Here is a 14,240-nt window from a genome sequence, read left to right as displayed (position 1 = left end):
CCTCCTGTTCCGTATTTCTGCCGTTTCTTTTCGTTCCGATTTTGATTAACGTTTTTCACTTCAATTTTAAAAATTGTCGTTTACTCTCAGCACCCTTACTTAATAAGCATTACGAAGCAAAATAAAAAAACCTTTATGCCGGATAAAGGTTTAAAAGCAAAAAGCATGTACAAATATCATATCGCCGTAAATATAAATAGATAGAATTTTCTGATAATTAAAATCACATTTTCATTCTGTTTTATATATATCAATATAATAAAAACATTCCAACGTGCCGAAACAACGATTGGTTTTATGTGAATATTTCCCTAAATAAATACTATACCATGATTTACTTGTTGTCAATGGGAAACACACGTATATACCAATTCTTCAGCCGCCTTTTTACAGGCGGCTGAACTCGGTTGTTATCAGTTCATCAGCCCATGCCGATATGCCTTCACTATACTATTTGCGGAATAATAGTTCTTTCTCTTTGTTGTAGTCTTTAGTAAATTGATTGAACTCATCTGCTTGTTTATGCACCTTTTCGTAAACTGAGTTTACTTTGCTGATTTGCTCTTCCAGCTGCGCTAATGTGAGCTTTTTATCTTTAATCAGTTTATAAAGGTCCTTATCAAGTGAAATGGCTTTTTCGTACTTTTTGTACAAAAGATCATAAGATGCATACCTTTTCTCCATTAAAGCGACAGCATGCCCGGCTTTTTCTTTTACTTTCTTATCCTTTATTTCTTGAGAAGTTTTTTTTGCGGATTCAAACGCTTTTTTTGAATCATCAATACTGTCTTTTTCTGCTTTCAGATGTTTTTTTCGCTGATTTGCATTGCTCAGAGCCTGATCAGACAGTGTGACAATTTTCTGGTAATCATCCATATTCAGTTTAACCGCGCTGTCGTATAGCTTATGCTCTTTTTTCTCCAATTTTTCTAATGTTTTCTGCTCTTTTTGAAACGGTTTTTCCGCTTGAACGGCTTTTTCCATCGAGTCATGAAGCGATTCAACCGGATCTTTTCCCCCGCAGCCGGCAAGCAGCATACTTGCGACGCCGAGCGCTCCGATTCCTGCTAATACCTTTTTTTGAATCATATTCACTTAAAATCCCCCAATCTTGACAATTTCCACTATAGAAGCCCGAACGCTTTTTGACAATAGCTGAGCTGTAATTGGCATGACCGTGTAAAGACGCTTACGGTGCTTTCAAAGAATACTTGCGTAAAAAATTGAGAAAACAGGGCGGATGACCATACATCTTTTTGGCTTTTACATAGTTTATAGTAGACGCCGGCCCTGCTGACAGAGGGTCAGCGTAATTAAAAGAGGAGGTTTTTTTATGTACGGATATGGATTTGGCGGCGGATTTGGCGGCGGTTGTTGCGGCGGCGGATATGGTTATGGCGGCGGTTACGGTTACGGCTGCGGCGGCGGATACGGCCGCACATTCGCATTAATCGTCGTATTGTTTATCTTATTAATCATCGTCGGTGCCGCTTATTTAGGCTGCGGCTGCTGACATTATACACCATGAACATCGGCCGGCCTGCTATGGCCGGCCAATTGTTTCGTTGCGCCGCGATAAAGAAATTCGCTATAATTTACATATTAAGCTTTAGGAGTGAAGTTTCTTGATTACTATGGAAAATATTGTACGCGACGGACATCCCGCGCTCAGAGAGATCGCTGAAGAGGTTCAGCTTCCCGCTTCTGACGAAGAAAAACAGCATCTTGCTGATATGATTGAGTTTGTGAAAAACAGCCAAAATCCTGAATTAGCCGAGAAATACAAGCTTCGTCCGGGCGTCGGTCTTGCCGCTCCCCAAACAGACGTAAAAAAACGGATGATCGCCGTCCATGCAGAAGATGCGAAAGGCACTTTATACAGCTATGCTCTTTTTAACCCTAAGATCGTCAGCCACTCGGTGGAAAAAAGCTACTTGACGAGCGGAGAAGGCTGCCTGTCGGTAGACGAACCCATTCCCGGCTATGTGCCGCGCTACGCCCGCATCCGCGTAAAGGCGGTGACGCTTGAAGGAGAACAGATTGACATCCGCCTCAAAGGTTTTCCGGCCATCGTGTTTCAGCACGAAATCGATCATCTGAACGGCGTGATGTTTTACGACCATATTGATAAAGAAAATCCGTTCAAAGAACCTGAAAACGCCATTGCCATTGACCGTTAAAAATAACCGGCACTTCCCAAAGTGCCGGTTTTCTTTATTTCAAAAGGCCCAGTTCTTTGACGGCCCAGCTGATTCCTTCCTCATCCACCGGCTTTGTGACGAAATCAGCGGCAGCTTTTAATTCCGGAACCGCATTTCCCATCGCCACCCCGGTGCCGACAAAACGGATCATCTCAAGATCATTTAGTCCGTCGCCGAATGCATAAGTGTCACTTACGCCGTACGGAAGCCGCTCAAGCACTCTTTTAATGCCTTCCGCTTTTGAACCGCCTTTCGGGAGCACATCCGTTGACAATTCATGCCAGCGGACGTAATCAAACTCCGGAAAAGCGGCATATGCTTTTTCTTCATGTCCGCGGCAGAATAAAAGCAGCTGATAAATTTCTTTTCCTTTATAAAATGTTTCATCAACTTCGGGATAAGGCGCTTTCAGACTGCCGATTCCTTCCGAGACGTGCGGATGTCCGGGGACGGTCGTTTTCATCGTATCTTCCGCCATAAATACGACGGGGTGCTCCCCTTCTGCCGCCTGCTTTAATAAACGCGCAACCGCATCTTCAGGAAGCGGATTTTTATAAATGACCTTACCTTCAAATACGACATACTGGCCGTTGTATGAAATAAATGATTCAATCTCAAGCTCTTCCAGAATCGGTTTTACCATAAACGGGGACCTTCCGCTGGCGATAAAAACGTGATGGCCAGCCTCTTTAAGCGCCTTCACGGCGTTTCTTGCGCTATCGGGAATATGTTTATCATGGTCATAGATCGTGCCGTCAATATCAAAAAAGATCAATTTTGGTTTCATGTCAATTTCTCCTTTTTCCCGTTTATCAGTCGTGTCTTTTTCAATATCATCATACAGAAAGTTTTTCTTCCGGAAAACCGCCTTGATGAAATTCCAGTTTTACCCACGAAAACAAATTCATTTTTTCCGCATACTACTGCTATAAAGGGCTTTAAAGGAGGTATACGATGCTGCGCCGATTACGGAAGAAACTCAGAAGACAGTGGGGCGGAATGCTCCGAAAAAAAGTCATCGCGTAGAAGGGATCTTTCGGTTTTTGAAAGTCCCTTTTTTGCTCGAGACTTTCCTTATAATCCGTTTTCGAATATAATAGAATAAGCGAGTCTAACATACGGCATTTAAGGAGAGATTTGGATGATTTATAAGGTATTTTATCAAGAGAAGGCTGACGAAGTACCTGTTCGGGAAAAAACAGATTCACTTTACATTGAGGGCGTTTCAGAACGGGACGTCAGAACGAAACTGAAAGATCAGAAATACAACATTGAATTTGTTCAGCCTGTGGACGGTGCTTTTTTAGAATATGAGAAGCAGAGCGAAAATTTTAAAGTATTGGAGTTATGAGCGGAATGAAATTTGTAAAAAATGACCAGACTGCCGTTTTCGCCCTCGGCGGATTGGGCGAGATCGGGAAAAATACGTACGGGGTGCAGTTTCAGGATGAAATTGTACTGATTGATGCGGGAATCAAGTTCCCGGAAGATGAACTTCTCGGCATTGATTACGTAATCCCCGATTACACGTATTTAGTAAAAAATGAAGATAAAATTAAAGGTCTGTTTATCACCCACGGTCACGAAGACCATATCGGCGGTATTCCGTACCTGCTCAGACAAGTAAATATTCCCGTTTACGGCGGTAAACTCGCGATCGGCTTACTTCGGAATAAACTTGAAGAGCACGGGCTGTTAAGACAGACCAAATTAAACATCATCGGTGAAGACGACATCGTGAAGTTCCGCAAGACGTCTGTATCCTTCTTCAGAACGACACACAGCATTCCGGATTCATACGGAATCGTCGTCAAAACACCGCCGGGCAATATCGTACATACCGGGGACTTTAAGTTCGATTTCACACCGGTAGGCGAACCGGCAAACTTGACAAAGATGGCTGAAATCGGGAAAGAAGGCGTTCTGTGCCTGCTTTCTGACAGTACAAACAGTGAGGTTCCTGATTTCACCATGTCAGAACGCCGCGTAGGCGAAAGCATTCACGATATTTTCCGAAAAGTGGACGGCAGAATTATATTTGCGACATTCGCTTCGAATATACACCGTCTTCAGCAGGTGATTGAAGCAGCCGTTTTAAACGGCAGAAAAGTTGCCGTATTCGGACGCAGTATGGAATCGGCTATTGAAATCGGACAAAATCTCGGTTACATTACCTGTCCTAAAAATACGTTTATTGAGCATAACGAAATCAATCGTTTGCCTGCCAATAAGGTAACGATTTTATGTACGGGAAGCCAAGGTGAACCGATGGCGGCGTTATCACGCATCGCTAACGGGACGCACCGGCAGATTTCCATTAATCCCGGAGATACGGTCGTCTTTTCTTCCTCTCCGATTCCCGGAAACACAATCAGCGTAAGCCGCACCATCAACCAGCTGTACCGTGCGGGCGCAGAAGTCATTCACGGTTCATTGAATGACATTCATACATCCGGACACGGCGGACAGGAAGAGCAGAAATTAATGCTCCGCCTGATCAAACCGAAGTTCTTTATGCCGATTCACGGTGAGTACAGAATGCAGAAAATGCACGTCAAACTCGCGACTGATTGCGGCATACCTGAAGAAAACTGCTTTATCATGGATAATGGCGAAGTGCTGGCCCTCAAAGGCGAAGAAGCCGCTGTGGCAGGCAAAATTCCGTCCGGCTCCGTTTACATTGACGGAAGCGGAATCGGTGATATCGGCAATATCGTGCTCCGCGACCGCCGCATTCTTTCAGAAGAAGGCCTTGTTATCGTTGTTGTCAGCATCAATATGGACGACTTTAAGGTTTCGGCGGGGCCTGATTTAATCTCAAGAGGTTTTGTATACATGAGAGAATCCGGTGATTTGATCAATGACGCGCAGCAGCTGATTTCGAACCATCTGGAGAAAGTAATGGATCGGAAAACAACGCAGTGGTCCGAAATTAAAAACGAAATTACCGATACACTTGCTCCGTTCCTATACGAAAAAACAAAACGCCGCCCGATGATCCTTCCGATCATTATGGAGGTCTAAAAAAAACTGCACTCGTAATGAGTGCAGTTTTTTTATTGCAGCGGAATATGCTGAAAGGCTTTGACATCAAACAGACCGGCTGCTGTCATTTTAATATCCGGGATCACCGGAAGCGCTAAAAACGATAATGTGAGAAACGGATTGAAATCACCGGTGAATCCGAGCAGAGGAAGCTTTTCATGAAGCACGCCCAAACTGTCATTGACCCATTCCGCCGACTTATCAGACAAAAGCCCGGCGATCGGAAGCGGAACGGAGTGAAGCAATTCTCCGTTTTTCACGGCTGTTAATCCTCCTCCGGTGTCACGGAGCCTGTTGATTGCTTTTGCCAAATCGGCATCGTTTGTACCGACGGCGATGATATTATGGGAATCGTGAGAAATGGTTGTGGCGATGGCGCCTTCTTTTAACCCGAACCCTTGTACAATCCCGAGTCCTATCATTTTTTCGCCGCTGTGCCGCTCTGTGACGGCGATTTTTAATAAATCATTTTCTGTATCAGGACAAAACGCGTCAGCAGACGGTGCAGGCACTTCTTTTTTTCTCGTCTCCAAATGATTCGGTATCATTTCGATTACATTCATTTTCTTGCCCTCTTGAATCGGTATATGAAAATCCGATTCAGTCAGCGGCGCTTTCAGCCGCACTGTATCCAACAGCGCCTGGTCCGGCGAATAGGAACCGACAGACTGTTCATAAACCGTGCGTCCATTCTCGGCAACGGTCCGGCCGGCGACCATGGTCTTCGTGACGGCAGCCTCCCGTACATCTGAAATAAACAGCAGATCTGCGTCAAAACCCGGCGCTACCGCCCCTTTTGTTTCAAGACCGTAGCACTCAGCCGCATTTAAACTGGCGAGCTGATACGCAAGGAATGGATCAAGTCCCGCCTTTATCGCCATTTTGACTTGGTGGTTCACACTTCCTTCTGAAAGCAGATCATCTACATGCTTATCATCCGTGCAAAAGAAAAAGCGACGCGCGTTTTTTTCATTCACCGCCGGCAGCACATTGAGCGTATTTTTTGCCACCGATCCTTCGCGCAGCATGACATACATTCCCCGTCTGATTCTGTCCAGCGCTTCTTCTTTTGTCGTCACTTCATGATCATTTGACACCATTGCGGTTCTGTATATATTGATGATATCTGAAGACAGTCCGGCTAAATGCCCGTCGATCCGTTTTCCGTGACGCTTGGCATCAAGCAGTTTCTGGAGCATATCCTCTTCACCTTCCGCAACAGACACATAATCCATTACTTCCGCAAGCCCGAGCACCTCTTTCTCCTGATAAAAAGGCTTTAAATCCTCGGCTTTTAATACGGCTCCTGAGCGTTCAAAGCTAGCGGCGGGAACACAGGAAGGAAGCATGAAACGGATGTTCAGCGGCGCCTTTTTCGCCTGCTCTATCATAAAAGAAATGCCTTTTGCTCCGGAAACGTTCGCAATTTCGTGAGGATCAGTAATGACAGTAGTCACTCCGTGTGGGAGGACGGCTTTAGCAAATTCAATCGGAGTAACCATAGAGGACTCGATATGAACATGTCCGTCAATAAAGCCCGGAACGATCATTTGACCTTCTGCATCAATGACTTCTTCCCCTTCATATTCGCCCAGCCCGACGATCACTCCGCCCGTAATGGCGATATCTGCAGAAATCCATTCCTGGTTAAATACATCCATGATTTTTCCGTTTTTAATGACGGTATCGGCTTTTTGTCTGCCGGCTGATGCATTCAGCCGTTCAGCCAGTGTTTCTTTGTTCAAAATGAGGCCTCCTCTTTTTCTTTATATGGTACAATATGCTATCGGATCGCCTGATCATAGTCAATAAAAATTGCAGAAAATACCGCTTACACGATAAATGTCTTTCTATTCTGACATAATAAAAGACCGTCCTTTTACGGACGGCTTTTCACTTTGTGTGAAGCACTCTTTTTTCAAATCGGGAAATGTCCGTAAGAGAGCCGATAACGATGAGAATATCTTCTTTTTGGATCATTTCAGTCGCCAGCGGAGATACGATCACTTCTTTTTCTCTCTTGATGGCCACGATATTAATGCCGTACTTCGCCCGGATGTCCAGATCAAGCAGTGTGTTGCCCGCAAGCCTGCTGTTGGCCACGATCTCCACAATGCTGTGTTCGTCGGACAGCTCCAAATAATCAAGCACATTATTTGATACGATGTTGTGGGCGATGCGTTTTGCCATGTCACGTTCAGGGTGGACGATGTGGTCGGCCCCGATTTTCGCAAGCACTTTCTCATGATAATCGTTCTGCGCTTTAACCGTGATCGTGTTCACGCCGAGTTCCTTTAAGATCAGCGTCGTTAAAATGCTCGCCTGTATATTTTCGCCGATTGCCACAATGACGTGGTCAAAGTTGCGCAGCCCTAAGTTTTTCAGCACTGATTCATCGGTTGAATCGCCGATGACCGCGTGTGATGCGATTTTGGCGTATTCATTTACTTTATCTTCATCAATATCCATCGCCATGACCTCAAGGCCTTCTTCACTTAATGCTTTGCAAATACTTCCGCCGAAGCGTCCGAGACCGATAACGGCAAACTCTTTTCTCATAACAGTACTCCTTTAAACAATATCTCTAATAGGAATAGTATCACATTTTCGGCAATGAGTTCATATAGCGTTTAAGCTTTTCTGAAAAGGCGGGCGATAAATACAGGTCCGCTCCGCGTTCGATTTCTTCCTGATAGTGACCCGGAGGCGCAATTTCCTCAGCTTTATCAAGAACGAGAAACGTCAGGACGCCTCTGTATACACGGCCGCCGGCACACACTTCTATGAATGCGGGACGGTATGTGTGGTTATCAACACCTTCTCTTTTGTACAGATAGGTTGCCGCTTCAAACGGGAGCTTGTACAGCACGCCTTCAGTTCGTCCCCCGTCTTCAACAAGATCGGCTCTGGAACCGTCAGGACGCCTTAACGTGAATCTCGTCGAATACCCTTCAACAACCGCCCCTCCGACCGGCTCGACAAAAAAGTGGTCGACCCCCGCCTGTTTAAACCGGGCATTGTCCATACAGGAGCCGTAAGCGAAATAATAAACCGGACTGTCATCCTCCCGTTTCATAAAACGGTATTCTTTCCAGTCTCCGCTTTTGATACGGCTGAATGAAGCACACTGGTCGGGCTTTACGACATATGCGAAGGCGGTTTTATTCCCGGCATCCGTCGTCACGGCAACCTCTTTTCGATCAAAATCAGCATAATACGCATCCAGCTTACGGATCATCTGATGATCTGTTTCATACAATTCCCCGTACACAAAAGCTGTTTCTGCTAAAGACGCCGCAGGCTGACCTTTATCCGTTTCGTACAGCACGCCGTTTATCGCAGCCTGCTCGCACACACACGGAGCGCCTTTCAGCAGTTCATGGTTTTCTTCACGCTTCCGTAACAAACCGTATACAAAAAGAAGCAAGTTATTTTTCCTCCTTTTGGACAGCAGCCGCTTCTAACGGCAGAATCACCTGAAACGTACTGCCTTCTCCATTTTTGCTCTTAATGTTAAGTTTACCATTATGCTCCTTCAGAATTCGTAAACAAATCGGAAGACCGAGACCCGTTCCCTGATCTTTTGTTGAGAAAAACGGTTTCCCGATGTTTTCAAGCTTTTCTTTCGACATGCCGTTTCCTTCATCCTGTATGCTGATCACCGCGTATTCTTCATCCCGTTTTGTATAAATATGAATATTCCCGCCGTCAGGCATCGCTTCAATCGCATTTTTAATAATATTGATAAATACCTGTTTCAGCTGGTTTTCGTCACCGTTGACCATACAGGACTCAGTCTGCCTGAAATCCTTCTCAATTACAGTGTTCGACAGCACCGCGTTCGTGTCAAGAAGCGTTGCCACCTGCCGTAAAATATGGTTGAGATGATGAGCGGTAAACGTCACGGTCTGCGGCTTGGCGAGCAGAAGGAGCTCCCCCAGCACAAGGTCAATCCTTTTAATCTCCGAAAAAATAATATCAAAATAATCCGTTCTTTCCGGATACTGGGCTTTCATCAGCTGGAGAAAGCCGCTGACTGACGTTAAAGGATTTCTTACTTCATGGGCGATTCCTGCCGCAAGCTCCCCGGCAATGGCCAGCTTTTGAGATTGCATGGCAAGGCGTTCGTTCGTTTCCAGAAGCTCGTCGACCGCTTTTTTCCGTTCACTGATATCAGACATCGTCCCCAGGCTTCCGACAAATTTCTGTCTGCGGTCATAATACAGCTTATAATGGACTTCTCCCCAAAAGATCGAGCCGTCTCTTTTAATATATTTGGCCGTAAACATTCCTGACGGGGACTGCTGCTTGATTTGGGAGATAATATAATCAATGATATGTTTTTCTTTTATAAAATAATCATTATACATCGTGCCCATACATTCGCTGATGGAGTGGCCCGTAATCGCCGTCCAGGCCTGATTCAAATATGTAATATTCCCTTGTGCATCCGTCTGAAAAACGATTTCCTGCAGATTGTCCATGATCCGGTTTTTCTCATCTGAAAGCGCCTTTGCTTTCTGCTCGCTGTCCTTAAGCTCCGCCAGCAGCTGCTTTTTATTATCCACATAATAAGCCAGCAGCCAGACGCTGATTAATGTGACGGCGGTAAAGGTGATGTCAACGGGCCAATTAATCGGATTCCGTTCAATCATATAAAATAAATAATCCCAAAACATAATAAAAATCATTGCCAAGATTAAGGAAATGATACGCGCTTGATATTTTCCCATAGTCCCACCTGCCGCTAGCATTTCTACATATATTGTAACATTGTTGACTGCATTATTGACTAAAAAATGATAACTATTCCCAATTAATTGAGCAGGTTCGCTTACTTTTCCCGTGAGTTTTTGCACAAGTTCATAATAAAAGGACGGAATGATGCTCCGCCCTTTTTGCTGATTATGATCTATCTTTTAACGCTTCCTCGATTTCCTCAAGCAGCATTTTCGCTCCTTCAGGACTTAAAATAATTTTGCCGTTGCCGTACTCCTGATTTTCGGGAGTAATTTCCCCCGTCATTAAGCAAATGCCGTGCGGCTTGTATTTTTTCAAGACAATTTTGTCTCCGTCAACGAAAAATTCAATACTATCTTTAATAGCGATATCCAATGCTCTTCTCAATTCAATCGGCATGACAATACGCCCGAGTTCGTCTACTTTTCTTACTACACCAATCGATTTCATAGAAATCCCCTACTTCCTTTAATGTCTCTTCTTTATGTCCAAGGAAAATCCTTCATAAACGTAGACGAAAGGAACGGAGCAAAAGTTTCTCAGCATCCGGAACTGAATGTTTTTTTACAAAAGAAAATCCTTTTGAAATATGGGATACAGACTTTCCCTCCTTTTTTACAAAAACATTTCATTCCCGGCGGAAACCCCCAAAAATCGTGGTTTTTCTCAGAAACTTTAAATGTAGAATCAATTAAATCAGGATAGGGATTGGGTGAAAACATGTTTCAATCAACTGAGATCGGAATCGACTTAGGAACCGCTAATATACTTGTTTACAGTAAAAATAAAGGAATTATTTTAAACGAGCCTTCCGTTGTCGCTGTAGATACAACAACGAAAGCGGTGCTTGCCATCGGAACGGATGCCAAAAGCATGATAGGAAAGACGCCGGGGAAAATCGTCGCCGTTCGGCCGATGAAAGACGGTGTCATTGCTGATTATGATATGACAACTGACTTATTAAAACACATTATGAAAAAAGCCGGAAAAAAAATCGGAATGACTTTCCGCAAACCCAATGTCGTCGTCTGCACGCCTTCAGGCTCAACAGCCGTTGAACGACGCGCCATCAGTGACGCTGTCAAAAACTGCGGAGCGAAAAACGTTCACTTGATTGAAGAACCCGTAGCCGCTGCAATCGGGGCCGACCTCCCTGTTGACGAGCCGGTCGCAAACGTCGTCGTAGATATCGGCGGCGGTACGACTGAAGTCGCCATCATCTCATTCGGGGGCGTCGTATCCTGCCATTCGATCAGAATCGGTGGCGACCAGCTTGATGAAGATATCGCCTCGTTCGTCAGAAAAAAATACAACCTGCTGATCGGGGAACGTACGGCAGAACAAGTGAAAATGGAAATCGGTTTTGCATTGATCGAACATGTGCCGGAAACGATGGAAATCCGCGGGCGTGACCTTGTAACCGGTCTGCCGAAGACAATCAGACTGCAATCTAATGAAATTCAGCACGCGATGCGTGAGTCGCTCCTGCATATTCTTGAAGCGATCAGAGCGACACTTGAAGATTGTCCGCCGGAGCTCAGCGGTGATATCGTTGACCGCGGCGTCGTGTTAACCGGCGGAGGCTCCCTTTTAAACGGGATGAAAGAATGGCTGACAGATGAAATCGTCGTTCCCGTTCATTTGGCGGCAAATCCGCTTGAATCAGTGGCTATCGGCACGGGACGTTCATTAGACGTCATCGACAAGCTGCAAAAAGCGATTAAATAATAAGATTGTGCTTCTTTTTTCTCCGGCCGGCTCATATTGTGAGAACTGGAGAAACATTAAGGAGGAAGCATATGCTTAGAGATGTGGGAAGACGCGTAGCAGTAGCCGTCATTTTAAGCGGAATTATTCTGGGGGGTATGAGCATTTCACTGGCCAATATGCCCCATTCTCCGGCCGGCGGCCCCGTAAAACTGAATCATCCGTAAAGACGCAGCAAAAGCTGTGTCTTTTTCGTTTGTGCTCCTTTCTTTCCTTTATGAGGCGATATTTGATATGATGAGAAAAACCGATGAGGAGGAATGAACGATGAGTTCGTTTACTGAAAAGTTACATACATATGCTCAGCTGGCGGTAGAAGTCGGCGTCAATGTCCAAAAAGGACAGCATGTCGTAATCAATGCCTCAACTGATGTCCGGGAACTTGTCAGACTGCTTGCCAAACATTCTTATGAAAAAGGCGCTAAAAACGTCACCGTAAATTGGCAGGACGATGAACTGTCCAGATTAAAATACGAGATGGCACCTTTTGAAGCGTTTGAAGAGTATCCTGAATGGGAAGCAAAAGGAAAAGAAGAGCTCGCGAAAAAAGGGGCTGCGTTTATTTCTGTCGTCTCATCCGACCCCGACCTGTTAAAAGGCACTGACGGCAAACGGATTGCAGCGTTCCAAAAAGCCGCCGGAAAAGCATTGCATACATACAGACAATATATTCAATCAGATAAGGTCAGCTGGACGGTGATCGGAGCGGCTTCAACAGGCTGGGCGAAAAAAGTGTTCCCGGATCAGCCGGAAGAAACAGCCGTTCAGCTTTTATGGGAAGAAATTTTCAAAACGACCCGCGTAAATGAAGAAAACCCTGTGGAAGCATGGAAAAAACATGATCAAAACCTTCATGAAAAAGTGGAACACTTAAACAAAAAACATTACAGCGCCCTGCATTATCAGGCTGAAGGAACAGACTTAACCATTGAACTGCCGAAAAAACATGTATGGGCAGGCGCGGGAAGCGTGAATGAGAGCGGGCACGAATTCATGGCCAACATGCCGACAGAAGAGGTTTTCACCCTCCCGCAGCGTGACGGGGTGAACGGCACGGTTTCCAGCACGAAACCGCTGAGCTACGGCGGCAACATTATTGATAACTTCACTCTTACCTTTGAAAACGGCCGCATTGTCGATGTGAAAGCTGAAAAAGGCGAGGAGATTTTAAAAGGCATCGTCGAAACCGATGAAGGCTCACACTATCTCGGTGAAGTGGCCTTAGTGCCGTACGATTCACCGATTTCACAATCAAATATTTTATTTTACAACACACTGTACGATGAAAACGCCTCTAACCACTTGGCGATCGGCAGTGCGTATGCCTTTAATATTGAGGGCGGCAAACAAATGACACGGGAAGAGCTTGTCAAAGAGGGCTTAAATGAAAGCATTACACACGTAGATTTTATGGTCGGTTCCAAAGATATGAATATCGACGGCATTACTGCGGACGGCAAAAGAGAACCGATCTTCAGAAACGGAAACTGGGCATTTTAATAAAAAAAGGAGGCGCTCAGGCCTCCTTTTTTTATTTCGCTTCATACATTTGCAAGTTGGCGCAGACGGTTTCCAAAACAGGTGCATCAACTGACAAGCCTTTCGCTTTCTCAAGCAAAAATCCGTGTAAATGATCACCTTCCGTCACCCTGCCCTTTTCCATATCTCTCAGCATCGACGATTTCATATGGTAAGACATGCTTGTCAATGTGCGATAACTCTCTTCTTCCAGACCAGGATCTTTCGGGATGCCGGCAGCCTTGAAAATGGCGCCGATTTCAGCAAAGAGGCGCTTTGCCGTGTTGCGGCCGCCTTCTGTTTCTAAAATCGGTCCGACCGGCTGTTGAAACAGAGTGGTCACTCCCGCCTGCGCGGCAATAAACATATATTTTTTCCAAATGTCCTTTTCAATATCCCGGCTGATGATGACATCCGCTTTCACATCTGCAAATGCGTTTTCCAGCTCATTCATACGTTCCGTGCGTTCCCCGTTCCATTCACCGAAAACAAAGCGGTGGGCAGCGCTCGTATGAAGAATGTCCCCTTTGTCGTTAAGGGCGCTCTCAATAAAGCAGAGGCCGCCCAGCACCTGCCGTTTTGAAAAAGCTTCAAACAGCTGGTTATAGTGCCTGTATCCGTTTAAAAAAGGAATAATGACCGACGAAGGTTTGACAAACGGTTTGACATCCCGAATGACGTCCTGCAAAGAATACGCTTTTGATGCGATGATAACCGCGTCAAATGCTCCTTCTTCGCCCGCCATGATTAATTTCGGCTTGATTGAAACATCACCTTTTTCACTTTTGACGGTCAATCCCGTCTCTTGTAATTGCTCCGCCCGTTTCTTGCGGACGAGAAACGTCACGTCATTTCCCTTTTCTGCAAGACGCGCGCCGATATATCCGCCCACTCCCCCAGCTCCGACAACTAAAAACTTCATGATGCATTCCTCCGTCTCTTTTCAAGTTATGTATTCATTTATTGTAA

General features: G+C 45.3%; 15 protein-coding genes. 7 read left to right on the top strand and 8 right to left on the bottom strand.

Features of this window, described 5'->3' with window-relative positions:
- Positions 1–450 precede the first annotated feature (450 nt).
- A complete protein-coding gene (locus tag G9F50_RS03815) occupies positions 451–1,089 on the bottom strand; it encodes a YkyA family protein (protein WP_060561843.1) in 639 nt (212 codons plus the stop codon).
- A gap of 244 nt (positions 1,090–1,333) precedes the next feature.
- On the opposite strand from G9F50_RS03815, the gene G9F50_RS03810 reads away from it, so the two are divergent.
- Together G9F50_RS03810 and def are read left to right on the top strand one after the other, a co-directional pair.
- On the top strand, positions 1,334–1,513 hold the full coding sequence (locus G9F50_RS03810) for a YjcZ family sporulation protein (protein ID WP_007409651.1): 180 nt from the start codon (positions 1,334–1,336) through the stop codon (positions 1,511–1,513).
- A gap of 112 nt (positions 1,514–1,625) precedes the next feature.
- A complete protein-coding gene (def, locus tag G9F50_RS03805) occupies positions 1,626–2,180 on the top strand; it encodes a peptide deformylase (RefSeq protein ID WP_003154544.1) in 555 nt (184 codons plus the stop codon).
- A gap of 34 nt (positions 2,181–2,214) precedes the next feature.
- On the opposite strand, the gene G9F50_RS03800 is transcribed toward def, so the two are convergent.
- Positions 2,215–2,988 (bottom strand): Cof-type HAD-IIB family hydrolase, encoded by a 774-nt coding sequence (locus tag G9F50_RS03800; protein WP_165417689.1) that lies wholly within the window; start codon positions 2,986–2,988, stop codon positions 2,215–2,217.
- Positions 2,989–3,342: 354 nt separating this feature from the next.
- Here G9F50_RS03800 and G9F50_RS03795 point away from each other — a divergent pair, with 354 nt between their 5' ends.
- Both G9F50_RS03795 and rnjA read left to right on the top strand, forming a co-directional pair.
- Entirely contained in the window at positions 3,343–3,552 is a 210-nt protein-coding gene (locus G9F50_RS03795) for a DNA-dependent RNA polymerase subunit epsilon (RefSeq protein ID WP_003154548.1), read from the top strand.
- Between the two features lie 5 nt (positions 3,553–3,557).
- A complete protein-coding gene (gene rnjA / locus G9F50_RS03790; protein ID WP_007409649.1) occupies positions 3,558–5,225 on the top strand; it encodes a ribonuclease J1 in 1,668 nt (555 codons plus the stop codon).
- Between the two features lie 32 nt (positions 5,226–5,257).
- On the opposite strand, the gene ade is transcribed toward rnjA, so the two are convergent.
- From ade to G9F50_RS03765, 5 genes are all read right to left on the bottom strand, one after another.
- On the bottom strand, positions 5,258–6,991 hold the full coding sequence (gene ade, locus G9F50_RS03785) for an adenine deaminase (protein WP_060561743.1): 1,734 nt from the start codon (positions 6,989–6,991) through the stop codon (positions 5,258–5,260).
- 148 nt (positions 6,992–7,139) lie between these two features.
- Entirely contained in the window at positions 7,140–7,805 is a 666-nt protein-coding gene (gene ktrC / locus G9F50_RS03780; RefSeq protein WP_003154554.1) for a Ktr system potassium transporter KtrC, read from the bottom strand.
- 40 nt (positions 7,806–7,845) lie between these two features.
- The gene (locus G9F50_RS03775; RefSeq protein ID WP_060561744.1) at positions 7,846–8,673 is read right to left on the bottom strand and encodes a gamma-glutamylcyclotransferase family protein; all 828 of its coding nucleotides are present in this window, start codon (positions 8,671–8,673) and stop codon (positions 7,846–7,848) included.
- Between the two features lies 1 nt (position 8,674).
- Entirely contained in the window at positions 8,675–9,979 is a 1,305-nt protein-coding gene (locus tag G9F50_RS03770; RefSeq protein ID WP_007409646.1) for an ATP-binding protein, read from the bottom strand.
- Positions 9,980–10,151: 172 nt separating this feature from the next.
- Positions 10,152–10,436 carry a transcriptional regulator AbhA gene (locus tag G9F50_RS03765; RefSeq protein ID WP_003154557.1) on the bottom strand — a complete coding sequence of 95 codons (285 nt, stop codon included), beginning with the start codon at positions 10,434–10,436 and terminating at the stop codon, positions 10,152–10,154.
- A gap of 270 nt (positions 10,437–10,706) precedes the next feature.
- Between G9F50_RS03765 and mreBH the strand changes: the two genes are divergently transcribed.
- The 3 genes from mreBH to G9F50_RS03750 all read left to right on the top strand — a co-directional run bounded on the left by mreBH (position 10,707) and on the right by G9F50_RS03750 (position 13,253).
- A complete protein-coding gene (mreBH, locus tag G9F50_RS03760) occupies positions 10,707–11,714 on the top strand; it encodes a cell shape-determining protein MreBH (protein ID WP_003154558.1) in 1,008 nt (335 codons plus the stop codon).
- A gap of 71 nt (positions 11,715–11,785) precedes the next feature.
- Positions 11,786–11,920 (top strand): protein YkpC, encoded by a 135-nt coding sequence (locus G9F50_RS03755; protein WP_012117458.1) that lies wholly within the window; start codon positions 11,786–11,788, stop codon positions 11,918–11,920.
- Positions 11,921–12,020: 100 nt separating this feature from the next.
- Positions 12,021–13,253 carry an aminopeptidase gene (locus tag G9F50_RS03750; protein ID WP_007409644.1) on the top strand — a complete coding sequence of 411 codons (1,233 nt, stop codon included), beginning with the start codon at positions 12,021–12,023 and terminating at the stop codon, positions 13,251–13,253.
- 31 nt (positions 13,254–13,284) lie between these two features.
- Here the strand turns inward: G9F50_RS03750 and G9F50_RS03745 are convergent, their stop codons facing one another.
- Positions 13,285–14,193, bottom strand: a complete 909-nt coding sequence (locus G9F50_RS03745) for a ketopantoate reductase family protein (protein WP_060561745.1) — start codon at positions 14,191–14,193, stop codon at positions 13,285–13,287.
- Positions 14,194–14,240: the final 47 nt, after the last annotated feature.

This window comes from Bacillus sp. EKM206B (genome assembly GCF_011066015.1).
Classification (GTDB): Bacteria; Bacillota; Bacilli; order Bacillales; family Bacillaceae; genus Bacillus; species Bacillus velezensis.
This window is presented reverse-complemented; position numbering and strand designations above follow the sequence as displayed.